At 71.0% G+C, this 20576-nt stretch carries 25 protein-coding genes, 1 tRNA gene and 1 riboswitch; of the genes, 14 read left to right on the top strand and 12 right to left on the bottom strand.

The annotated features are described in order from the left end of the window. Positions 1 to 332, top strand: a 332-nt coding sequence (locus BO39_RS21025; RefSeq protein ID WP_043837167.1) for an IS5 family transposase, incomplete at its 5' end; no start/stop codon positions are given. Positions 333 to 406: 74 nt separating this feature from the next. On the opposite strand, the gene BO39_RS32790 is transcribed toward BO39_RS21025, so the two are convergent. Then, a complete protein-coding gene (locus tag BO39_RS32790; RefSeq protein WP_156963806.1) occupies positions 407 to 640 on the bottom strand; it encodes a DUF6894 family protein in 234 nt (77 codons plus the stop codon). Positions 641 to 1788: 1148 nt separating this feature from the next. Between BO39_RS32790 and BO39_RS21020 the strand changes: the two genes are divergently transcribed. Beyond that, positions 1789 to 2067 carry a hypothetical protein gene (locus BO39_RS21020; RefSeq protein WP_043837119.1) on the top strand — a complete coding sequence of 93 codons (279 nt, stop codon included), beginning with the start codon at positions 1789 to 1791 and terminating at the stop codon, positions 2065 to 2067. Between the two features lie 471 nt (positions 2068 to 2538). Here the strand turns inward: BO39_RS21020 and BO39_RS21015 are convergent. Beyond that, positions 2539 to 2613, bottom strand: a tRNA-Gly gene (locus BO39_RS21015). Between the two features lie 113 nt (positions 2614 to 2726). Continuing rightward, positions 2727 to 2804: riboswitch (SAM riboswitch) on the top strand. A gap of 44 nt (positions 2805 to 2848) precedes the next feature. On the opposite strand from BO39_RS21015, the gene metZ reads away from it, so the two are divergent. The 3 genes from metZ to folE all read left to right on the top strand — a co-directional run bounded on the left by metZ (position 2849) and on the right by folE (position 5349). Further along, positions 2849 to 4120 carry an O-succinylhomoserine sulfhydrylase gene (gene metZ, locus BO39_RS21010; RefSeq protein WP_052402377.1) on the top strand — a complete coding sequence of 424 codons (1272 nt, stop codon included), beginning with the start codon at positions 2849 to 2851 and terminating at the stop codon, positions 4118 to 4120. A 37-nt stretch (positions 4121 to 4157) separates the two neighbouring features. Next, the gene (gene apaG / locus BO39_RS21005; RefSeq protein ID WP_043837117.1) at positions 4158 to 4568 is read left to right on the top strand and encodes a Co2+/Mg2+ efflux protein ApaG; all 411 of its coding nucleotides are present in this window, start codon (positions 4158 to 4160) and stop codon (positions 4566 to 4568) included. A gap of 148 nt (positions 4569 to 4716) precedes the next feature. Beyond that, positions 4717 to 5349, top strand: coding sequence for a GTP cyclohydrolase I FolE (folE, locus tag BO39_RS21000; RefSeq protein ID WP_420493648.1), 633 nt, complete (start codon positions 4717 to 4719; stop codon positions 5347 to 5349). A gap of 290 nt (positions 5350 to 5639) precedes the next feature. On the opposite strand, the gene BO39_RS20995 is transcribed toward folE, so the two are convergent. The 8 genes from BO39_RS20995 to BO39_RS30260 all read right to left on the bottom strand — a co-directional run bounded on the left by BO39_RS20995 (position 5640) and on the right by BO39_RS30260 (position 12864). Further along, positions 5640 to 6014 carry a hypothetical protein gene (locus BO39_RS20995; RefSeq protein ID WP_043837115.1) on the bottom strand — a complete coding sequence of 125 codons (375 nt, stop codon included), beginning with the start codon at positions 6012 to 6014 and terminating at the stop codon, positions 5640 to 5642. A 76-nt stretch (positions 6015 to 6090) separates the two neighbouring features. Further along, positions 6091 to 6711: a hypothetical protein gene (locus tag BO39_RS20990; RefSeq protein WP_043837112.1), complete on the bottom strand. Its 621-nt coding sequence runs from the start codon at positions 6709 to 6711 to the stop codon at positions 6091 to 6093. 42 nt (positions 6712 to 6753) lie between these two features. Continuing rightward, a complete protein-coding gene (gene hslO, locus BO39_RS20985; RefSeq protein ID WP_043837110.1) occupies positions 6754 to 7707 on the bottom strand; it encodes an Hsp33 family molecular chaperone HslO in 954 nt (317 codons plus the stop codon). 101 nt (positions 7708 to 7808) lie between these two features. Further along, a complete protein-coding gene (locus tag BO39_RS20980) occupies positions 7809 to 8525 on the bottom strand; it encodes a CBS domain-containing protein (protein WP_052402376.1) in 717 nt (238 codons plus the stop codon). 96 nt (positions 8526 to 8621) lie between these two features. Further along, positions 8622 to 9575, bottom strand: a complete 954-nt coding sequence (gene argF / locus BO39_RS20975) for an ornithine carbamoyltransferase (RefSeq protein ID WP_043837107.1) — start codon at positions 9573 to 9575, stop codon at positions 8622 to 8624. Beyond that, on the bottom strand, positions 9572 to 10777 hold the full coding sequence (locus BO39_RS20970; RefSeq protein WP_211257500.1) for an aspartate aminotransferase family protein: 1206 nt from the start codon (positions 10775 to 10777) through the stop codon (positions 9572 to 9574). Before BO39_RS20970 ends, argF begins: the two co-directional genes overlap by 4 nt. 186 nt (positions 10778 to 10963) lie before the next feature. Beyond that, complete coding sequence (locus BO39_RS30265; protein ID WP_052402375.1) at positions 10964 to 11455, bottom strand: hypothetical protein; 492 nt, start codon at positions 11453 to 11455, stop codon at positions 10964 to 10966. 203 nt (positions 11456 to 11658) lie between these two features. Continuing rightward, positions 11659 to 12864, bottom strand: a complete 1206-nt coding sequence (locus BO39_RS30260; protein WP_052402374.1) for a PRC-barrel domain-containing protein — start codon at positions 12862 to 12864, stop codon at positions 11659 to 11661. Between the two features lie 228 nt (positions 12865 to 13092). On the opposite strand from BO39_RS30260, the gene BO39_RS20955 reads away from it, so the two are divergent. The 4 genes from BO39_RS20955 (at position 13093) to BO39_RS20940 (ending at position 16058) form a co-directional block, all read left to right on the top strand. Further along, complete coding sequence (locus BO39_RS20955) at positions 13093 to 13758, top strand: RecX family transcriptional regulator (RefSeq protein ID WP_084698316.1); 666 nt, start codon at positions 13093 to 13095, stop codon at positions 13756 to 13758. A 193-nt stretch (positions 13759 to 13951) separates the two neighbouring features. Next, positions 13952 to 14674 carry an AzlC family ABC transporter permease gene (locus BO39_RS20950; RefSeq protein ID WP_043837105.1) on the top strand — a complete coding sequence of 241 codons (723 nt, stop codon included), beginning with the start codon at positions 13952 to 13954 and terminating at the stop codon, positions 14672 to 14674. Next, entirely contained in the window at positions 14671 to 14976 is a 306-nt protein-coding gene (locus BO39_RS20945) for an AzlD family protein (protein ID WP_043837103.1), read from the top strand. The genes BO39_RS20950 and BO39_RS20945 overlap by 4 nt, the downstream gene beginning before the upstream one ends. Before the next feature lie 89 nt (positions 14977 to 15065). Next, positions 15066 to 16058: an ATP-grasp domain-containing protein gene (locus BO39_RS20940; protein ID WP_043837101.1), complete on the top strand. Its 993-nt coding sequence runs from the start codon at positions 15066 to 15068 to the stop codon at positions 16056 to 16058. Positions 16059 to 16101: 43 nt separating this feature from the next. Here the strand turns inward: BO39_RS20940 and cysK are convergent, their stop codons facing one another. Continuing rightward, positions 16102 to 17067 carry a cysteine synthase A gene (cysK, locus tag BO39_RS20935; protein WP_043837099.1) on the bottom strand — a complete coding sequence of 322 codons (966 nt, stop codon included), beginning with the start codon at positions 17065 to 17067 and terminating at the stop codon, positions 16102 to 16104. 262 nt (positions 17068 to 17329) lie between these two features. On the opposite strand from cysK, the gene BO39_RS32780 reads away from it, so the two are divergent. Then, complete coding sequence (locus tag BO39_RS32780; RefSeq protein WP_156963804.1) at positions 17330 to 17479, top strand: hypothetical protein; 150 nt, start codon at positions 17330 to 17332, stop codon at positions 17477 to 17479. Between the two features lie 2 nt (positions 17480 to 17481). Then, positions 17482 to 17676, top strand: coding sequence for a hypothetical protein (locus BO39_RS32775; RefSeq protein WP_043837097.1), 195 nt, complete (start codon positions 17482 to 17484; stop codon positions 17674 to 17676). Positions 17677 to 17682: 6 nt separating this feature from the next. Here the strand turns inward: BO39_RS32775 and BO39_RS20925 are convergent, their stop codons facing one another. Beyond that, on the bottom strand, positions 17683 to 18324 hold the full coding sequence (locus BO39_RS20925; protein ID WP_043837096.1) for a pyridoxamine 5'-phosphate oxidase family protein: 642 nt from the start codon (positions 18322 to 18324) through the stop codon (positions 17683 to 17685). 133 nt (positions 18325 to 18457) lie between these two features. On the opposite strand from BO39_RS20925, the gene BO39_RS20920 reads away from it, so the two are divergent. The 3 genes from BO39_RS20920 (at position 18458) to arsC (ending at position 20536) form a co-directional block, all read left to right on the top strand. Next, positions 18458 to 19351, top strand: coding sequence for a dihydrodipicolinate synthase family protein (locus BO39_RS20920; protein WP_043837094.1), 894 nt, complete (start codon positions 18458 to 18460; stop codon positions 19349 to 19351). 9 nt (positions 19352 to 19360) lie between these two features. Beyond that, the gene (locus tag BO39_RS20915; RefSeq protein ID WP_043837092.1) at positions 19361 to 19831 is read left to right on the top strand and encodes an RrF2 family transcriptional regulator; all 471 of its coding nucleotides are present in this window, start codon (positions 19361 to 19363) and stop codon (positions 19829 to 19831) included. Positions 19832 to 20098: 267 nt separating this feature from the next. Next, entirely contained in the window at positions 20099 to 20536 is a 438-nt protein-coding gene (gene arsC, locus BO39_RS20910) for an arsenate reductase (glutaredoxin) (RefSeq protein WP_043837091.1), read from the top strand. Positions 20537 to 20576: the final 40 nt, after the last annotated feature.

Below are 20576 nucleotides of genomic sequence, written 5' to 3'. Positions count from 1 at the left end.
ACGCGGTGCCCGGTGTGCGGGCCAGGCACCGCGGGCGCCCGCGCCGTAGGCCCAGCAAGCTTCACGCCGACAAGGCTTACGATCACCGCCGCTGTCGCCGTGAGTGCCGCACCCGCGGCATTACGCCGCGCATCGCACGGCGCGGCATCGAGAGCAGTGCCCGCCTCGGACGACACCGCTGGGTGGTTGAGCGCACCTTCGCCTGGCTCGCCCGGTTCCGGCGCCTGACCGTCCGCTACGAACGCCGCGCCGACCTGCACCTCGCCCTGACAACCCTCGCCTGCGCCGTCATCTGCCTCCGCCAGATCAGGAGGTTTTGTCCTTGGCTTTAAGGCCTAGTGAGACTTGGACCGCTCCCCCAAGCGCTCACGCGCCACAGCTGAGATGAGGTGAGCGACGCTCCAGCTCAGCCGAGCCACTGAACCCGCAGATGAAGGCTCACTTTACAAATTGGCTTGCCCGAAGCGTCACGCACGGTGACCCCAACAGCCTCGGCTCTCCCCTCCGGGATCACGTCGCGCGCCAGGCAAGGTAGCGCTGCCAGCGCAGCCAGGTAGGCGGCCCCCGAGTTCTCAAGCGCCAAGGGCGTGTCCGCCTCGGTGCTCGTCAGATGATCGGTGTCAAAAAAGAAATCTGCCATGCGCGGAGATAAACACGGGCCCTGCGCTGATTTGGCGTCATGGATTACTTTCGAGTACCGTCAAGGCAGGTCTCGCCGCAAAGTGTGCTGGTGTAGTTTGGCCGTCAGCGCACCGCTCATCCACTCCCGAGAGGCGAGGCGCAAAGTACCCTGGCGCTAACAGCTTCAGGAACGGCCCACGCCGCAGCGAAAGTGACGACCAGCCTATAGAGGTTGCCTGCCAGGATCCGCCTCAACGGGCGGTGTCGTCAGGCCAAGTCTCGGCGTTTCCGCTCTCTTCCCGGAGATCCCTGCGAAGACGCCTGAGTTGCTCACATGCTTCGGCCAGAAGCTGCTTGGCCTCCTCGACTTCGTTGCGCGAGAGGGCGATGTTGCAGTGGTCGAGTGTGCCGGCCAAGACATCGGCGATACCTTGGGCGGCGCGGCTAGCGGCATCATGGGACATGCTCCGGTGTATGGGCCCAGGCACGTGCCGGTGGTGAACTATTATGGAGAGATCACGACAGGGTGAGGAACTTCTGGCACTTAGGCCTCATCAGCAAAGGGAGGAACCTCCACTAATGTTCCAATCAGTCGCAGAAGAGCTTGGTGCTCTGGGCCTTTCGTCTCTGTGCTCAAGAACGCTCCCAGTTCGATAGGAGTTAGCCGCCCACCAGACGGTGCATTCGGCTGATGGATGATGAACGCGTGACCGTTCTCGGGCTCTCGCCCCAAAAACCAAGTGTCTCCGTTTGGGCTGCGATACAACTCTCGGCGTTCTGACACGGCCTTTTCCTTTGCTTCCGGACAAGCATAAGCAGGTCAAATTTCACATGCGAGCGCTGCGTCCATCCGCGCTGATGCAAACCTGAGGCATCAACCTGGGGCAAGGGTGCGAACCCTCGTGCAGGCGCAGCTTGGCCGCTGCCAGCCGCTACCGAGCCCGCAAAGCACCTCAGCGCTCCAATGCCTTCGACGAGCGGCGATCGCATCGATGTCGCTGCTTGGCAGAGCTAGGCGACGGCGGTGGCGAGGGTGCCGAGACAGGAGTTCAGGAAGTCAGCCTCGCTCGCTCAGGCTTCAGCATGCATTCCTGCCCCGGACACCCACATACAGGTTTCGAGTTGGCCTCGCCTGGCTGGGTCGATTCCCTGAGGAGAAAGCTAACCATGATCAGCTACACCGTTCGGCAAGACGGCGGGGCCTGGAAGATCGTCCAGGGTGTGCTGTCCTACACCGGCTATAAATCCGAGGCGTCGGCGTCCAAGGCGGCTATCGCTGTGGCGTCCAAACTCGGCCTTAACGGCGAGGCGACATCGGTGATGATTGAGGGTCCCGATGGAAGCTCGAGGTCAATCTTCCAATCCGACCCGGAGCCACCCACGATCGACAGTATGATGCTGTCTGCCAGCAACGAAGTTGTCCGCATCCGTATGGACAAGCCCTGAAACGGGCACGCCCAGGGCGAACCGCGAGGATATCCGTCCGAGGACGCATAGCGAGCGGCAAGAAACGAGGCGAGGCGACTGCCACCTCGCACATCGTAGACCGAGATGGGCTTCCTCTTACTGGGGGTGGTCAGCCCCGCTTCCGACCACGTCCAAGCTCTGCCTGGGCGGCATCGTGCGCATCTTCCGCACTCCGATAGCCGCCTGGGCCTTTCTTGAAGACCTCGCCGTCTCGCGTCAGGCACCACCCCCATCCGGCGGAGCCGAGGCCTCTACGCTCCACTACGATCTCTGGAGGTGAGGGTGCGTCCAAGTGGTGGGAGCGGACGGCCACCGATGCACTCAACGCTATCTCCATCAATAGTGCGCCGGTGCGGATGCCGGCCTTAGCGAAGAAGCCCCAAGCTCCTGCAAGAGCTCGGAGGATCTTGGCCCTCCGGTGGACCCCGAGGACGGGCAGCAGACTTAAAATGGAGCGGGCGATGGGAATCGAACCCACGACATTCAGCTTGGGAAGCTGACGTTCTACCTCTGAACTACGCCCGCATGACGGGCAGCGCCCGTGCTTCCCGATACCTAGCGCAGCAGGCCGGCCCGCGCAATCCGCGCCCTTGCCCCGCACGGCGGCCCGGGTCTAGGTTGACCCCGGTTCCGCCGCTCGCGGGGCCGCTCGCGATTTGTCGGCCAGCTTGCGGCGAGCTTAAAGAAACGCGCTAAACGGCCGTGGCGAGGGCTCCCTCCCCGCCCGACCGGGCCATCCGTGACCGATGGAACGCCCGTTATGCCCAGGACCCTTCCGAACGCCCCGCTCCGCCCCGCGACCCTCCTCGTGCGCGGCGGCCAGAACCGTTCCTCCTTCGACGAGATGTCGGAGCCCGTGCACCTGACTTCGGGCTTCATGTACGAGAGCGCGGAGCAGGCGGAGGGCACCTTCCTCGGCACCGAGCAGCACTTCCAGTACTCCCGCTTCGGCAACCCGACGATCGAGGCGCTGCAGAACAAGCTCGCGGCACTCGAAGGCGCGGAGGCCTGCCGCGTCACGGCCTCCGGCATGGCCGCGGTTCATGCCGCGATGCTCGCGCACCTCAAGGCCGGGGACCGCGTGGTGGCGTCGCGCGCGTTGTTCGGCTCCTGCCACTGGATCGTCTCCTCCCTCCTGCCGCGCTACGGCATCGAGACGGTCTTTGTTGATGGCACCGACATGGACCAGTGGCGGGAGGCCTTCCGCAAGCCCGCCGCCCTGGTGCTGCTGGAGACGCCCTCAAACCCGATGCTCGAGTTGGTGGACCTGCCGGCGGTCGCCGAACTCGCCCATGCGGCGGGCGCAATCGTGGTGGTGGACAACGTCTTCGCGACCCCCCTGCTCCAGAAGCCGCTGACCCTGGGCGCCGATGTCGTGGTGTACTCCGCCACGAAGCACTTCGACGGGCAGGGCCGCGTGCTCGGCGGCGCCGTGCTTGGCACGCAGAAGTGGGTGGACGAGGTGCTGCAGCCCTTCATCCGCAACACCGGCCCCAGCATCTCCCCCTTCAACGCCTGGGTGATCCTCAAGGGGCTCGAGACGCTGCACCTGCGCGTGCCCGCCATGTGCGCCAACGCCGCCAAGGTGGCGGACTTCCTCGCCTCGCGACCGGAGGTCTCGCGCACGCTCTACCCGTTCCTCGACAGCCATCCCCAGCAGGCGCTGGCGCGGGCGCAGATGTCGGCCGGCGGCACGCTCGTCACCTTCGACGTGGCGGATGCAGGGGAAGGCGCGAAGGCAGCGGCGTTCCGGGTGCTCAACGCGCTGAAGCTCGTGGACATCTCGAACAACCTCGGCGACGCCCGCAGCATGGTGACCCACCCGGCCACCACCACCCATATGAAGGTGGGCCCGGAGGAGCGCGCGCGGCTCGGCATCAACGACGGCACCGTGCGGCTCTCGGTCGGGCTCGAGGATGTGCAGGACGTGATCGACGATCTCGCCCAGGCGCTGGATGCGGTGCGCGAGGGCGCGCGGACCGGCGGCGGCAAGGTCGCGGGCGTGCCTCGGGCCGCCGGCCCGGCGCGTTGAGCGGCAGGCCCGCGGGGACGGTGATGGAGGAGCAGCGATGAGCGAGCCTGGTGCCTTCACCGCCATCACCCGCGGCGTCCGGGTCACGGTCCGTACCTTCTACCTCGTGGACCAATCCGACCCCGAGGAAGGGCGCTACGTCTGGGCCTATCGGGTAAGGATCGGCAACGAGGGCCGGGAGACCGTGCAGCTCCTCAAGCGGACCTGGCACATCACCGACGCTCTGGGCCGCACCCAGCACGTCCACGGCGACGGCGTGGTGGGGGAACAGCCGGTGCTCGAGCCGGGAGAGGTCTTCGAGTACACCTCAGGCACGCCCCTCGCCACACCCTCTGGCTTCATGCAGGGGCGCTATCATATGATCACGACAGCCAGCGGAGAGCCCTTCGACGTGGAGATCCCGGCTTTCAGCCTCGACAGCCCTCACGGGCGCGGGGCCCTGAACTAGCAACACCGGGGCGGGGTGGAACCTTCCCTCTGGCCCGGCCCTTTTTCGATGCGATTGCGCACCTATCTGCCTGGGCAGGCCGCGCGGTCGCCGTCCGTGCCGCCGCCGCGCCCGAAGGATTGCCGCCGTGACTGAGCAGAACCCGATCATCCCCGACGCGCAGGGCGCCGGCACGAGCCTCCGCTGCGATCTTGTCCGGCCGAGCCAGGCCGAGGCGGAGGCGGCGGTCCGCACCCTTCTCCTCTGGGCCGGAGACGATCCGAACCGTGAGGGACTGCTCGACACCCCCGCTCGCGTCGCCCGCTCCTACCGCGAACTCTTCGCGGGCTACGAGACCGACCCCGTCCAGCTCCTGCAACGCTCCTTCGAGGAGGTGGCGGGATACGACGAGATGGTCGTGCTGCGCGACATCCGCCTCGAGAGCCATTGCGAGCACCACATGGTGCCGATCATCGGCCGCGCGCATATCGGCTACATCCCGCGCGGCCGGGTGGTGGGCATCAGCAAGCTCGCGCGGGTGGTGGACGCCTTCGCCAAGCGCCTGCAGATCCAGGAAAAGCTGACGGCCCAGATCGCCAACGCCATCAACGACGTGCTGGACCCGCTCGGCGTCGCGGTGGTGCTGGAAGGATCGCACCAGTGCATGACCACCCGCGGCGTGCACAAGACCGGCGTCGCCATGGTGACGAGCACCATGCTCGGCGCCTTCCGCGACGATCACGCGACGCGACGCGAGTTCCTGTCGATCATCAATGGGCGGGCGAACACCTTCGAAGGGTAACGCGGGGCGGGCTAGCCCTGTCGGTGCTGGTGACTCCGGGGAGAGGAAGAAGGAATTCTTCCTCTCCCCGGACCCCTCTCCATTATTTTTTCGTCGAGTTTGGAATACCTTGCGGCCGGTGCGCCTCGGGTCACTGACCCGAGGCGATTGCACGCTCAGAGAGGGCGGGGAGATAGAACCGGCCCCGATCACCGCATCCGCGCCAGCCAGATGGGGATCGATCCGAGGCACTGCCTCGGATGGCTGGGGAGGGCCGAGCCCTCTGCAGGGCCCGGCGGAGGCAAGCTTTCTCAGCAGTCGCGGCGGAAGAACCCGGCGGACCGGTTTGCGCGCGCCGCGTCGGCATAGGAGCCGGTCATGGCGGCCTGCTGGCTGGTGCCGACGGCGTTCGCGTAGGCCTCCTGGCAGTAGGAATCAGCCACCGGCGCTGCGGCGTAGCCCTGCTGAACCGGCGCTTGGCGCCCGTAGGCGTCGCCCTGGCCAACATAGGCGGGCATCGGCGCGGCGTAGGGGGACTGGGGCGCGTAGGGCGTCGGGTAGGCTTGCTGGACGACGGGCTGCGAGTAGACCGGCCCGCTGGCGTAGTAGGGGTCGTTCGGGGCGCAGGCGACAAGCCCGGCACCCAGCGCGAGGATCGGAAGGATCGCGAGACGGGGGCGGATCATGGCTCTCTCCCTGGTTAGGATGGGAAAGCGCCCCAGCCCCGTTGGGGTTTCGATCCGGCCGGGCTGACGCCGTGTCTCAGCCCTGGGGCAGGTTCTGCCGCTGGATGCCCTCGGGCGAGTCGATGGGCGCCACCGGTGCGGTCGGCGTCGTCTCCAGCAACCAGTCCCGCAGGTTACGGCGCACCTGAAGCTCGAACTCCACGTTCAGGTCCTCCATCGCGCGGATAACGAGGTTCTCGGCGGCTCGGGCACGGGCGGCAGTGCTGCCTCCGCCACCGGTCGTGCTCCGCCGCGCCTCGGCCTCGGCGAAAGCAACGCGGCGGTCATTGTCGAGGATTTCCACGCGGGCGCGGAGCAGCACGGCGATGCCGTCGCCGGCACGGGTGAGGCTGGCAGCCTCCACGACAAAGCGGGCGCGGCCGGTGGTGCCGGAGGGGATAAGGCGGTCGCGCCCCATGCGCGCCACCTCCACGGCCGGCACGAGCGGCGCGGGCGGATCGGCTCGGGCGTCCGTCGCCTCCAGCACCTCGAGGTCCGCGACGTTCACGCGCAGCGGCGTCAGGTAGGCGTAGCCATCCACCCGCGGCAGCGGCGGCGGCAGGTCGCGCCCGCCGCAGGCCGCAAGGAGCAGGAGCGGCGCGCCGAGCACGAGGCGCCGGCTCGTCCCGGCAAGGCGATGCGTGGGGGTGCCCTTCATGGCGCGGTCAGTTCTCCGGTGGCGGCGCACCGCGTTAGCCGATCAGGCCCGCCCGGCGCCACCCCTCACCTCGTCGCGATCGAAACGGAAGGCGAGGTTGCAGAACTCGCAGTTCATGGTGATCTGCCCCTCCTCGGCCATGTGGTCGAGGTCGCTCTCCGGGAAGCCCTGGAGCACGCCGGCCAGCCGGGCGCGCGAGCAGCGGCAGCCGTAGGAGAGCGGGCGGGCGGCGTCCACCAGCAGCCCCTCCGCGTGGAACAGGCGGTGCAGCAGCACCTCGGAGGGAAGGGCGTCGTCCAGCATCTCCTCCTCCTTCACGGTGTCGGCGAGGATGGTCGCGGTGCGCCAGGCCTCGTCGGCCTCCTCGTTCTCCTGGCCGTCGATGCCGCCCTCGGCGGCCACGCGCTCAAGGATCAGGGCGGTCGCGCGCCAGCCCTCGGGCGTGCGGCGGCAGGCGAGGCGGACGAAGGCCTGGAGCTGCTCGGAGGTGCGGAAATAGGTATCCGTCATGTCCGCAAGCGTGTCACCGGCGATGGCGACGATGCCCTGGTAGCGGTCCATGTCCGCGCCCTGGTCGCAGGTGAAGGCGAGATAGCCCCGCCCGAGAAGCTGACTGGCTTCCCCCCGGGGCGAGGTGCCCTCGGCGGCGCGGGCATAGCCACGGAGGTCGCCGGAGTCGGTGCAGTCGGCCAGCAGCATGGGCACCGGCCCGTCACCCTTGGCCTGCAGCGAGAAGGAGCCTTCGAACTTCAGCGCCGCGGCCAACCCCGCCGTCAGGGCCAGCGCCTGACCGAGCAGGCGGGCGACATCCAGGGGCAGGTCGTGGCGCCCGATCAGCGCCTCCGCCAGGGTTCCGAGGCGCACAAGCCGACCGCGCACCGGCCGCCCCTCCAGGTGGAAGGGCAGGATGGCGCGGGGAACCATCGTGTCGGGCACCGGCGGGCGCTCATGGTTGAAGAGGGCCGGGACGTCGGAGGGGCGGGTGGAGTCTTGCACCCACCCTACATAGTCAGCGCCGCCCGCCGCTCCCAGGGTGCGCCACCCGCGCGGGGCGCATGGCGACCCTTCGGCGCCACCACCTTCGGCCGGATCCTGCCTCAGCAGAGGAGGTTTGCCGGCAGGCCGTCCTCCATGGTGTCGTTCACGCGCCGCACGCCCTCGATCCGGTGCGCCATGGCCCGCAGCCCACGCCGGACGGCGGCGGAACGGGCAAAGCCCTGAAACTCCACCACCCCGTCCCTCACGTTCACGTAGGTGTAGAGCGTATCCGCCCAGGGCTGCTCGCGGATCTCCCGCCAGAGCTCGGTGCGGATCCGCTCGTCCTCGGCGCTGCCGGAGCCGAGGGGGGCAGGCGGCACCAGCAGGGCCTGGAGCAGGTCGGCGCGGGAGACGATGCCCACCAGATGCTCGTCCCGCAGCACGGGCACGCGGCGGATGCCGCGCTCCTCCATCAGGTGGGCGATGTGCTCGGCCGAGGTGCGCTCGTCCACGCAGACCACGTCGCGGGTCATCACGTCCTCGGCCAGCATGCCGTGCACCTGGGCGTAGCGCTCGGCGTCCCGGTCGCGGTTGCCGACGAGGCGGTGCAGCCAGCCGGGGCGCATGTCCTCGGCGCCGCTCAAGCGGCGGATAAGGTCCAGCTCGGTGACGATGCCAAGCATCCTGCCACCGGCCGAAAGGACCGGCACCGCGGAGATCCCGCGCTCCGCCAGCAGCCGCGCGATGGCGGCGACGGGCATGGCGGGTGGGATGCTCACCACCTCCCGCGTCATCAGGTCGCGGGCGGTCAGGGATTCCGTGACAAGGGCCGACATCGCCGTTCTCCAGGATGATTTCCTGGGAGAGACTGGGCCTACCGGGCAGCGGCAGCCTTGATCCTGATCAAGACTCCCGCGGCGGCCTCACCCCTGTCAGCCGAGACCCAGCGCCCAGAGCAGCACGCCCTTCTGCGCGTGCAGCCGGTTCTCCGCCTCGTCGAAGACCACGCTCTGCGGCCCGTCGATCACCTCCTCGGTGATCTCCTCCCCGCGATGGGCGGGCAGGCAGTGCATGACGATGGCGTCCGGCGCCGCGTGGCGCATGAGGGCGGCGTTGAGCTGGTAGGGCGCCAGCAGGTTGTGCCGGTTCACCGCCGCCGCGTCCGGCTTCTCGTCGGACATGGAGACCCAGGTATCCGTCACCACGCAGCGGGCGCCGCGCACGGCCGCCGCGGGGTCGTCCGTCTCCTCGATCCGCGCGCCCTCGCGACGGGCCCAGGCGACGAGATCGGCGGGTGCGCGCAGGGCATCGGGGGTGGCGAGGCGCAGCGTGAAGTCGAAACGCGCCGCCGCCTGGATGAAGCTCTGCGCGACGTTGTTGCCGTCCCCCGTCCAGGCGACTGTCTGCCCGGCGATCGGCCCGCGATGCTCCTCGAAGGTGAGGACGTCGGCCATGATCTGGCAGGGGTGGGACACGTCGGTCAGGCCGTTGATGACCGGCACCGTCGCGTGCTCCGCCAGGCCCCGCAGCTTCGACACATCGTCGGTGCGGAGCATGATCGCATCGACGTAGCGCGAGAGCACCTTGGCGGTATCGGCCGGCGTCTCGCCGCGGCCGAGCTGCATGTCGCGCCCCGACAGCACCACCGCGTGGCCGCCGAGTTGGGTGATGCCCACCTCGAAGGAGACGCGGGTGCGGGTGGAGGGCTTCTCGAAGATCAGCGCGACGCTCTTGCCGGCCAGCGGCTTGCCCGGCACGCGCCCGGCCTTCGCCTCGCGCGCGAGGTCGAGCATCCGGCGCAGCGTCTGCCCGTCGAAGTCCATCACCTCGAGGAAGTGGCGGGGGGCCACGGGACCCCCCGACACGGTCTTGAGCGCAGCGCTCACTTTGCCGCCGCCTTCGCCTCGCCCGGCGTCATGCGCAGGCAGGCGCGGTCGAGGAGGCGCAGCGCCTCGTCCACCTCGGCCTCGGTGATGACGAGCGGCGGCGCGACGCGCAGCACGTTCATGCCGGCGGCCACCGTCAGCAGGCCCTCGGCCAGGGCCGCGCCCTGCATCTCGCCGTTGGAGACGGCGTCGGTCAGGCGAAGGCCGAGCAGCAGCCCCGCGCCCTGGACACCGACGACCACCTTCGGGTGGCGCGCGGCGAGGTCGAGCATGCCACGCCAGAGGTAGCGCGCGACGTGATCGACCTTGTCGAGGAACCCGGGCGCCAGGATCACGTCCAGCACGGCATTCCCCGCGGCGCAGGCCAGCGGCCCGCCACCATAGGTGCTGCCATGGGTGCCGGGCTTGAGGTGCACCGCCACCTTCTCCTTCGCGAGCGTCGCCGCCAGCGGGAAGCCGCCGCCGATGCCCTTGGCCGAGGACATGATGTCGGGCTCGATCCCCGCCCACTGGTGCGCCCAGAGCTTGCCGGAACGCCCCATGCCGGTCTGCACCTCGTCCAGCGCCAGCAGCAGGCCGAACTCGTCGCAGGTGGCGCGCAGCTCCTGCAGGAAGCGGAGATCCGCCGGGCGCACGCCGCCCTCGCCCTGCACGGGCTCGATCATGATCGCGGCCGTCTCCGCAGTGATCGCGTCCCGCACGGCGTTCATGTTGCCGAAGGGAACGTGGTCGAAGCCGTCCACCGGCGGGCCAAAGCCCTCCAGGTACTTCTTGTTGCCGGTGGCCGAGATCATCGCCAGCGTGCGCCCGTGGAAGGCGCCCTCGAAGCAGATGGTGCGGAAGCGCTCGGGGTGGCCGGCATCGGCGTGGTACTTGCGCACCGCCTTCACCATGGCCTCGTTCGCCTCGGCGCCCGAGTTGGAGAAGTAGACGCTGTCCGCGAAGGGCGTGGCCTCGACCAGCCGTGCGGCAAGGCGCTCCGCCTGCGGGATGCGGTAGAGGTTCGAGCTGTGCATCACCTTGCCCGCCTGCTCCGCGATGGCGGCAACGAGGTGCGGGTGCGCGTGGCCGAGGCTGCTGGTCGCGATCCCCGAGCCGAAGTCGAGGTATCGTCGGCCCTGCCCGTCCCACAGCCAGGCGCCCTCGCCCCGCTCGAAGGCGAGGTCGGCGCGGTTGTAGTTCGGCATCAGGGCGGGGATCACGCGGCGTGGCCCTCCGGTAGGGCCCGCGGGCGGTGCGGGTGTCGCGTCGCCGGGCGGGAACGCGGGAAGATGGCGGAAAGGGCCCGTCCGGTCAAAGGACAAGGGGTCACGCGGAAGCATGGCAGAGATGAGAAAAGGGGCGCCGCAAGCGCGGCGCCCCCTTCTTCATGCCGGGAACTGAAGGGTTCAGCTGCCCTGGTTGCTGAAGGCGGGGCTGCCGCCGGGGCCAGTGGCGCCGGTGCCGGTGGTCGGGGCCGTCGCGGCGGGGCGCGGCGTGGCAGTGCGGGCGCGCGCCTGGCTCACGTGGCGGCGGGCGCGGCGGGCCACCGGGCGGCAGTCGGCCGGATCGGTGGTGCCGAGGGTGCGGGACACGGCGGTGCCGGGCGGGTTGCCGGGCGTGCAGTCCGGGCGGCCATCGACGTTCAGCGGATCGCCGACGCGCTCGTTGGCGCGATCCGCGACGCGGCCGAGCGCGGTGCCGGGTGGGTTGCCGGGGGTGCCGTCGGCAGGGGTGCGGTCGCCGGTCACGCTGTCGACCGCGCGCTGCGTCGCGGTGGAGGGCGGGTTGCCCGGCGCGCCGTCCCGGCGGTTGGCGGTGTTCAGCGGGTCGCTGCTGCAGGCGGCCAGGCCGATGAAGGCAAAAGCGAGGGTGGTGGCTCTCAGCGTGGCGGATGACATCAGGTCTCTCCCCGAACGGGTTGTTGCGGCCCTGCGAGCAATGCGGGACCTGTGGGGCCAACGCGATAATGCTGCCGGGGTTCCTTTGCGAAACCGTGCCGTTTCACCACGTGGGCCGGAATGTCACAGGCCTGACCGGAGGGGCACATAAGCGAAGGGCCCGGACGCAAGCGCCCGGGCCCCCGATCGTCACGCTTGGCCGATCAGCCGCGGCGGGCGGCGTCGTAGGAATAGGCCGGCAGCGAGGTCAGGCTCTCCCGCGTCGCGCCGGTGATGGTCCAGCGGTTGTCCGCCGCCGACCAGCGGAGGTCGGACATCGGCACGGCGACCAGCTTCGCGCCGATGCCGAGGAAGCCGCCGACCGAGACCACCGCCATCGGCGAGGAATTGCCCTGGGCGAGGATGATGTCGTCGATCGAGCCGATGGACTCGTTGCGCTCGTTGAACACGCTGGAGCCGATGATGCGGCTCGCGCGCTCGGTCTGTGCCGTCGGTGCCGTGGCGGCCGTGCTCGCGCCGGTCACCGCCGCGCCGCCCGCTGCCGCGCCACCGACCGCCGCACCGCGACCGCCGCTCGGGCCAGAGGGATTGGCCGGCGCATTGCCCGCCGCGTTGTTCTGCAGCGGCACGGACATCGTGCCGGCCCGCGCCTGGCCGCCATCGGGCGTAGCGTTCACCGCGCCGGGCTGGCCGCTGCCGGTCACCTGGCTGTTCTGGCTCGGGCTGGCCGCGCCACGGGTGCTGCCCATCCGGCTCGGATCGGCGTTGGCGGCCGGCGGCTCGTTGCTGCGCTCCCCGCCACTCGCGGCTTGGCCACGGCCCGTCACGGTCGCGCGGTTACCCTCGGCCGCGGGGCCGGCGGAGCGGTCGTTGTTGCCGCGTTCATTCTCAGGGAAGGCGCCGGAGGTGTTCGTACCGAGCGCGCGGTCCACGCCGCGGGTGATGAGGGTGCCCGGGGGGTTGTCCGGCGTGCCGTCGGGGCGGCCGGCGGTGTTGGCGGGGTCGCCCGCGCGCTGGTTCGCGCCCTGAGCGTTGTCCAGGGCCCGGTCCGTGACGCGGCCGAGCGCCGTGCCCGGCGGGTTGCCCGGCGTGCCGTCCGGCCGGTTCTGCGTGTTCAGCGGGTCGCCCGCGCGCTGGTTGGCGCCCGAGGCAGCATCGCCGGCACGGTCGGCCGCGCGGCCCAGGGCGGTGCCGGGCGGGTTGCCAGGGGTGCCATCGGGCGGCGTCACGTTGCCCGTCGCGGCATCGGCCGCGCGCTGGGTGGCGGTGGAGGGCGGGTTGCCTGGCGTGCCGTCCCGCTGGGCGCCCATCTGGGTCCCCGTCTGCGCCTGGGCGACAGCGCCCATGGCAAGAAGGGCGGCGGCGGCGGTGAAGCCGAGCAGGCGGGACTGGCTGGAACGAACGGTCACGCGTCGTCTCCTCTCGATGGGTTCATCCGGTCACCGCCGCCTGGCCAAGCCGGGACGGTGACGGAAACGGCTGAGCGGGCGCCGGAGCGCCTGGTTCGGTCGTTTCGATGCTTGGATCGACGATAAGAACGCCCCCCGGCGGGGCGGGGTTTCGCCGGGGCCGCCCGGTCCCCGGCCCCTCCCCCCTTCGGCCGCGCCGTGGCAGGCTCCGGGAAGGCAGGGAAGGCCATGGGCGAGAGAGACGGATCAGGCGGCGGCGGAAAGGAGCGGAAGGCCGGGCGCGGCCCGCGCGAGCGCCGCCCCATCCTGGCCGGCCCCGCCCCCACCGAGGCGCGGCTGCACGAGGCCGCGCTGAACCACCTCGCGCGCTTCGCCGCGACCGAGGCGGGGCTCGCGCGCGTCCTGACCCGCCGCGTCGGCCGCTGGGCGCAGCGCGCGGCGGCGGAGGGGATGGCGCCCGAGGCCATCGCGTCCATCGTGGACGCGGGCCGCGCGGCGGCGCTGGTCGTGGCAAAGCGGATGGTCGCGGCCGGCGCGGTGGACGACGCCGCCTTCGCCGCCGCGCGAGCCCGCCGCCTCTCCCGCGCCGGCCGTTCGCGTCGGGCTATCGCGGCGCATCTGGCCGCCAAGGGCGTGGGCGGGGAAACCGCCGCCGACACGCTGGAGGAGGCCGGGACGGATGAGGTGACGGCGGCCCTCGCCCATCTGCGCCGCCGCCGCCAGGGCCCTTTCGACCGCAACCCGCCGGAGGAGGCGGAAGCCGCCCGCGCCGCCCGGATGAAGGCCATGGGTGCCCTCGCCCGCGCTGGCTTCCCGCGCGAGGTGGCGGAGGCGGCACTCGACACCGACCCCGCCGAGGCCGAGGCGCGCATCATCGCTTCCCGCCACGGCTAGGGCCAGCCGCCTCGGGTCATGGACCCGAGGCGCACCGACTGCTCAAGGGTTCAAGCTCGAAGAAGGAGATGATGGAGGGGGTCCAGGGGGAGGAAGAATTCCTTCTTCCTCCCCCTGGGGTCACAAGCGCGACACGCGACAGAAGAAGCCAGCGCATGGTGCCCCCGCCCCTTCAAGGCCTATACCCGCGCGCATGCGAGTGATCTTCACCCGGGCGGGCATTCTGCGCGGCGCGCGGCGGGGCGTGCCGATGCTTCTCGGGATTGCGCCCTTCGGGCTCGTCGTCGGCGTCATCGCGCTCGGCAAGGGGTTGAGCCTGGCCGAGACGCTGGTGATGAGCGCCGTGGTCTTCGCCGGTGCCTCGCAGTTGCTGGCGCTGGAGCTGTGGACGAACCCACCGGACGTGCTGGCAGTGGCCATCGCCGCCTTCGTCGTGAACATCCGCCTCGTGCCGCTCGGCGCCGCGCTGTCCTTCTGGCTCGACCACCTGCGAGGCTGGCGGCTCTGGGGCTCGCTGTTCTTCGCGGTGGACCACTCCTTTGCCCTCTCCGTCGCGGAGCACCGAGCGGGCGGGCGGGACGCGGGGTTCCTGCTCGGGCTGGGCATTTTCACCTGGGTCGGCTGGGTGGCCTCGACGGCGGCGGGGCACCTGCTGGGCGCGGCGGTGGCGCTGCCGGCGGACCACCCCCTGTTCTTCGCGGCGACGGCGACCTTCGTCACGATCCTCGTCGCGCTCTGGCGAGGTCCGCGGCAGGACGTACCGGCCTGGCTGGTGGCCGCGGCCGTCGCGGTTGGGGCCCAGGCGCTGCGCCTGCCGCCCCCCGTGCCGCTGCTGGCCGGCGCGCTCGCGGGGGCGACGACGGCAACCCTGGCCGAGACGCGCCGCCGCCGACAGAGCGAGGAGGGCGGCGCGTGACGCTTCGCTGGGACGTGACGGTGGCGATCCTGGCCATGGGGATCGTCACCTACCTGTGCCGCGCCGGCGGCTACGCGGTGCTGCGGGCGGTGCGCACGCCGCCCTTCGTGGACGCGCTGCTACGGAACCTGCCGGCGCCGCTCTTCGCCGCCTATGTCGCCCTCGCCCTCTCGCGCCAGGACTTGGCGGCGGTGCTGGCGAGCATCGTCTGCGCGCTGGTGCAGGTGCGGTGGCGCAGCTTCGGCGCCTCGATCATGGCGGGCGTCGTGGCGATGGCGGCGTTGCGCTGGCTGGGGATGTAGCGCGGAACTGGCCGTGAAATAGCTCTTCGCACGCGGCTTGATCGGGTTTAACCCGCTCTCCACATCGAAGCGCGCACGGAGGCGCCCGCATGTCCAAGATCCACGTCATCCACGAGAACCCGGAATGGCTGCCGCCGCTGGCGCGCGCCTTTGACCAGCGCGGCCTGCCCTGGGCGGAGTGGAACCTTTCCTCCGGCAGCTTCGACCTCTCCTCCCCGCCGCCGGAGGGGGTTTTCTACAACCGCATGTCCGCCTCCTCCCACACGCGCGGGCACCGTTACTCGGCGGAGCTGACGGCAGGCGTGCTCGCCTGGCTGGAGCGCTTCGGGCGGCGTGTGGTGAACGGTCCGCGGGCGCTGGACCTCGAGATCAGCAAGGTGCGGCAGTACGCGGCGCTGGAAGCCGCTGGCGTCGCCGTGCCCGGCACCGTTCTCGTGCGCGGTGAGGCCGAGGACGTGATCGCCGCCGCCCGCCGTCGCTTCGGCGCGGGCCCGCTGATCCTAAAGCCGAACCGCGGGGGCAAGGGCCTCGGTGTGCGGCTTTTCGCCGATGCCGATGCCCTGGCCGCCTTCCTGGCCGATGCGCCGGAGGATGAGCAGCCGGCCGACGGCCTCTGGCTGCTGCAGGACTACATCCGCGCCGCGCGGCCCTTCATCACCCGCGCCGAATTCGTCGGCGGCCGCTTCCTCTACGCGGTCGAGGTGGACACCTCCTCGGGCTTCGAGCTGTGCCCGGCGGATGTCTGCGAGGTGCCGGCGCCCTCCGCCGCCATCGGCGACGCCGCCTGCCCTGTCGGCACCGCGCCCGGCCCGCGCTTCCGCGTGCTGCCCGAGGGGATCGAGCCGGCGCTGCGCGAGCGGCTGGAGGGCTTCCTCTCGGCCAACGGCGTCGAGGTCGCGGGAATCGAGTTCATCCGCACGCCCGAGGGCGCGGTGCTGACCTACGACGTGAACACGAACACGAACTACAACCCCGACGCCGAGGCCGCGGCGGGCCTGACCGGCACCGACCGCTCCGGGCCGGGCGCCATCGCCTCCTTCCTCGGGCGGGAACTCGCGCGGACGCAGCGGGCGGCGGCCTGATCATTCTCCCGGGGCCGCGCTCGCCGCAGCCCCGGGAAGGCACCTAGAGGTCCGCGAAAAGCTCGGTCGAGAGGTAGCGCTCGGCGAAGCTGGCGGCGATGGCGACGACCAGCCCGCCCGCCATCGCCGGGTCGCGCGCCACCTCGATCGCCGCGTGCAGCACGGCGCCGGAGGAGATGCCGATCGGGATGCCCTCCTCCCGCGCGCAGCGCCGGGCGGCCGCCAGGGCCTCTCCCTCCGAGACGCGCAGCACGGCGTCCATCCGCTCCAACTCCAGCACCGAGGGCCGGAAGCCGGCGCCGATGCCCTGGATGTCGTGCGGGCCGGGCTCGTCGCCCGAGAGAACGGCGGACTCCGCGGGCTCCACCGCGATCACGCGCATCCCCGGCCGGCGCGGCTTCAGGGCGCGCGCGATGCCCGTCAGCGTGCCGCCCGTGCCGACGCCGCCGACCACCGCATCCACCTCGCCGCCGGTATCCGCCCAGATCTCCTCGGCCGTGGTGGCGGCGTGCATCGCGGGGTTGGCGGGGTTGTCGAACTGGCGCGGCATCCAGGCGCCCGGCGTCTCCGCCACCAGGGCCTCGGCGCGGGCGATGGCGCCGGCCATCCCCTTGGCCGCGGGGGTGAGGACGAGTTCCGCGCCGAGCAGCGCCATCATCTTCCGCCGCTCCGCACTGGCGCCGTCGGGCATGGTGACGACCAGCCGGTAGCCCTTGGCCGCCGCGACGAAGGCGAGGGCGATGCCCGTATTGCCCGAGGTCGGCTCGATCAGCGTCGATTTGCCCGGCGAGATGAGGCCGGCGCGCTCGGCCTCCTCCACCATGGCCAGGCCGATGCGGTCCTTCACCGAGCCCAGCGGGTTGAAGAACTCGAGCTTCAGGGCCAGCCGTGCAGGCAAGGATTCCGCCGCCTCCAGCCGGGGCAGGCGCACGAGCGGCGTCGCACCGACGGTCTCGAGGATGCTGCCATAGAGGCGGCCGCGCGGCGGGTTGGCGGGAGGGTTGGACATCCGGCGAATTTACCACGCGCGGCCGGGGTGGCGTCCACCACCCAACCCACGTTCGGCGAGAGGTTCATCCTCCTTATTCAGCGAAAATCGATCGTTTCATTTCGTTGACCCGGGGCCGATTCACGCCGAATTCTCGGGCATCGCCAACCCGTCCCGAGAGGGGGCTTCCGATGCGAGAGACCCGCCGCGACCGGGGATGTCGGCGCTGAACGCGCCGCCCTCCCCCTGCCCCTTCCAAGCCGGGCCCTGCCCGAACGGACACATGATGACCCGCTCCCCTTTCCTCCCCGCCCGCCGCAGTCCCTTCGCCGCCCTTCGCGCCCTGATAGAGCGCGCCTTTCCCCGCACCCCGCGCCCGCCGCGCCAATCCGAGATCGAGAGCGCGCTGCTGCGCGCCATGGGGAGCCTGTGACCATGCGCGGCTCGCGACCCATCAGCGTGGACGGGCGCTTCGTCGGCGTCGCCGTGGCGCGGGAGGCGGACTGGATGTTCCTCGCGACCGATCCCGGCCTCGAGGACCTGGAGGGCATGGCCTTCCCCGATCCCGCCGAGGCCGCGCGTGTGGCGCGGCTGGTGGTGCTGCGCTCCCGCGGGCGCGTTACCGCCTGAGGGCGGCTACCACATCGTCTCCTTCGCCCGCGCCGCCCAGCTGGAGTCGTAGGGCTCGCCGCCCACCTCTCCCTGGCTGAGGGCGGCGAGGATGCGGCCCGGCGTCGGCAGGCTGCCCGGCGCCACCCGCGCCTCCGGCTCCCAGAGGCGGGCGCGGATGACCGCGCGGGCGCACTGGAAATAGACGGTCTCCACCGCGACGACGATCACGCTGCGGGGCGCCTTCCCCTCCACCACGAAGCTCTCCAGCAGCGCGGGCGCGACCGAGAGATGCGCGCGGCCGTTCACGCGCAGCGCGTTGCCGTGGCCGGGAATGAGGAACATCAGCGCCACCCGCGGGTCGCGCAGGATGTTGCGCAGGCTGTCCACGCGGTTGTTGCCGCGGCGGTCGGGCATCAGCAACGTGCGCGGATCGGCGATGCGGACGAGTTCCCCGGGGCGGTCGCCGCGCGGCGAGCAGTCCAGCCCTTCCGGACCTGCGGTGGCCAGGGCCAGGAAGGGAGAGGCCTCGATCATCGCCCGGTACTCGGCGGTGATGTGGGGCACCTCCTTCACCGTGGAGGCATCGCCCGGCACCCCGTAGAGGGCTTCGAGCTGGCCGAGATCGGTAATGATGTCGGTGTTCGCGGCAGTGATGGTATCGGGCATCGGGGCCTCCCCTGCGGATCGTTGCTGCACCCGCGCGAGGCGCGCCGCAAGACGGTCGCGCCGCCCGTCACGAAAGCGTCGCATATCTGGCCCGGCGGTTCCGCGGGACGCAGGCCCGGCCTAGCCTTCCCGCATGCAGGATCTTCACGGCGTCTTTCCCTATCTCGTCTCCCCCATCGGCCCGGACGGCCGGGTGCTGGACGAGGTGCTGGCGCGGCTGGTCGAGCACCTCATCGCCGCCGGCGTGCACGGGCTGACGCCGCTCGGCAGCACCGGGGAGTTCGCGTACCTGAATGCCGAGCAGCGCCGCCGCATCATCGAAGTGGTGGTGGAGGCCGCCGCCGGGCGCGTCCCGGTCGTCGCCGGCATCGCCGCCACCACGACGGCCGAGGCGGTGCGCCAAGCGCGGGAGGCCGAGGCGATCGGGGCGGACGGTATCCTGGCGATTCTCGAGGCCTATTTCCCCGTGCCGGAGGCCGGCGTGGTCGCCTATTTCACCGCCGTCGCGGACGCGGTGGAACGGCCGGTGGTGCTCTACACCAACCCGCAGTTCCAGCGCTCCGACCTCTCCCTTCCCGCCCTTGAGGCCCTCTCCCGCCACCCGCGGATCGGCTACGTGAAGGACGCCTCCACCAATACCGGGCGGCTGCTCTCGATCATGGACCGCACCGAGGGTCGGATGCGGGTCTTCGCCGCCTCCGCCCATATCCCGGCCGCCGTGATGCTGATCGGTGGCGTCGGCTGGATGGCCGGTCCGGCCTGCGCCATCCCCCGCCAGAGCGTGCGGCTCTACGAGCTGTGCCGCGCCGGGAACTGGGCGGGCGCCATGGCCCTGCAGCGCCGGCTCTGGCGCATCAACGAGCTTTTCGCCCGGCACGCACTGGCGGCCTGCATCAAGGGCGCGCTGGAAATCCAGGGTTTCGCGGTCGGCACCCCACTGCCACCCCAGCCCGCCCTCTCGGCCGAAGGGCGGCGGGAGGTGGAAGCCGCGTTGTCCGATCTGGAAATACACGCTGAGAGTGCGTAGATTGGAGGGATGCAGCCCTCCCTTCGACTCCTGCGCCAGGACCGCGCCCTGACGGCGGTCTCCGTCCTTCTCGATGTCGCCTTCCACGCCGGGCGAGGGGCGAACGGCGCCGTGGCCGGAGGCGCGGAGATCGCGGACCGCCTCGGCGCTGCCCGGCGCGGCATCGAACCCGTCTTCCAGGCCCTCTCCCGCGCGGGGCTGCTCGAAGGCGTCCGCGGGCCGCGCGGCGGCTACCGCCTGGGCCGCCGTCCCCGCGACATCCGCCTCTCCGAGGCCGTGGCCGCCGTGGCGGAGGGCACGGAAGGGGGCAGCGACCTCTCCGGGCCGCTCCACCAGGGCGTCGTCGCGCCCCTTTGGAGCGAGCTGGACGAAGCCCTGCGCGAACGGCTCCAGGGGATGACGCTGGAGGACCTGCTCCGTCGGGCCCAGGCCGCCGGGCTCCAGCGGCCCTCGGCAGAGCCGTTGAACTTCGCGATCTAGGTCGGCCCTGCGGCCCCGGAGAGGGCTCTGCCCTCTCCGAACCTCACCCGCCAAGGGCCTGAGGCCCTTAGATCCCCATCTGGCTGTCGCGGCTATTTCCTGCTCGTGCAGTCGCCTCGGGTCCATGACCCGAGGCGCACCGGCCGTGGAACCATTCAAGCAGATAGAGAAAGATGATGGTGAGGGGTCTGGGGAGAGGAAGAATTCTTTCTTCCTCTCCCCAGGGCCGCCAGCGCCACCGACGTCGTTCATCGAGGAGCGCGCATCGTGACCGTCACCATCTACCACAACCCGGCCTGCGGCACGTCCCGCAACACCCTTGCCCTCATCCGCAACAGCGGGGAGGAGCCAGAGGTGATCGAGTACCTGAAGACCCCGCCCTCGCGGGAGGTGCTGGCAGATCTCATCCGCCGCATGGGCGTGCCGGTGCGGGATGTGCTGCGCGAGAAGGGCACGCCGTATGCGGAGCTGGGTCTCGGCGACCGGTCTCTGACCGACGAGCAGTTGCTCGACGCCATGATGGCGCACCCGATCCTCATCAACCGGCCGATCGTCGTGACGCCGCTCGGCGTACGGCTGTGCAGGCCTTCAGAGACGGTGCTGAACCTTCTGCCGGAGCCGCAGCGCGGTGCCTTCAGCAAGGAGGACGGCGAGCCGGTGGTCGATGCCGAGGGCCGGCGCGTGGACAGGGGGCCGCTGGACTAGCGGCAGCCGCGCCGGGCCGCGAGGCGACCTGTCACGGATC

This window comes from Roseomonas aerilata DSM 19363, assembly GCF_000711725.1.
GTDB lineage: Bacteria > Pseudomonadota > Alphaproteobacteria > Acetobacterales > Acetobacteraceae > Roseomonas > Roseomonas aerilata.
Note: the sequence above shows the minus strand (reverse complement) of the source record. Positions and strands in the feature narration are given on the sequence as shown.

Coding starts and splice junctions, on each gene's coding strand:
- BO39_RS21020 (WP_043837119.1), top strand. CDS start 1,789: ATGATCAGCTACACCGTTCGGCAAGACGGCGGGGCCTGGAAGATCGTC.
- BO39_RS32775 (WP_043837097.1), top strand. CDS start 17,482: ATGCGCGGCTCGCGACCCATCAGCGTGGACGGGCGCTTCGTCGGCGTC.
- BO39_RS20920 (WP_043837094.1), top strand. CDS start 18,458: ATGCAGGATCTTCACGGCGTCTTTCCCTATCTCGTCTCCCCCATCGGC.
- BO39_RS32790 (WP_156963806.1), bottom strand. CDS start 640: ATGGCAGATTTCTTTTTTGACACCGATCATCTGACGAGCACCGAGGCG.
- BO39_RS20990 (WP_043837112.1), bottom strand. CDS start 6,711: ATGAAGGGCACCCCCACGCATCGCCTTGCCGGGACGAGCCGGCGCCTC.
- BO39_RS30265 (WP_052402375.1), bottom strand. CDS start 11,455: ATGTCATCCGCCACGCTGAGAGCCACCACCCTCGCTTTTGCCTTCATC.
- BO39_RS20915 (WP_043837092.1), top strand. CDS start 19,361: ATGCAGCCCTCCCTTCGACTCCTGCGCCAGGACCGCGCCCTGACGGCG.
- BO39_RS20950 (WP_043837105.1), top strand. CDS start 13,952: ATGCGAGTGATCTTCACCCGGGCGGGCATTCTGCGCGGCGCGCGGCGG.
- metZ (WP_052402377.1), top strand. CDS start 2,849: ATGCCCAGGACCCTTCCGAACGCCCCGCTCCGCCCCGCGACCCTCCTC.
- BO39_RS20925 (WP_043837096.1), bottom strand. CDS start 18,324: ATGCCCGATACCATCACTGCCGCGAACACCGACATCATTACCGATCTC.
- BO39_RS20940 (WP_043837101.1), top strand. CDS start 15,066: ATGTCCAAGATCCACGTCATCCACGAGAACCCGGAATGGCTGCCGCCG.
- BO39_RS20955 (WP_084698316.1), top strand. CDS start 13,093: ATGGGCGAGAGAGACGGATCAGGCGGCGGCGGAAAGGAGCGGAAGGCC.
- apaG (WP_043837117.1), top strand. CDS start 4,158: ATGAGCGAGCCTGGTGCCTTCACCGCCATCACCCGCGGCGTCCGGGTC.
- BO39_RS20995 (WP_043837115.1), bottom strand. CDS start 6,014: ATGATCCGCCCCCGTCTCGCGATCCTTCCGATCCTCGCGCTGGGTGCC.
- BO39_RS20980 (WP_052402376.1), bottom strand. CDS start 8,525: ATGTCGGCCCTTGTCACGGAATCCCTGACCGCCCGCGACCTGATGACG.
- BO39_RS32780 (WP_156963804.1), top strand. CDS start 17,330: ATGATGACCCGCTCCCCTTTCCTCCCCGCCCGCCGCAGTCCCTTCGCC.
- cysK (WP_043837099.1), bottom strand. CDS start 17,067: ATGTCCAACCCTCCCGCCAACCCGCCGCGCGGCCGCCTCTATGGCAGC.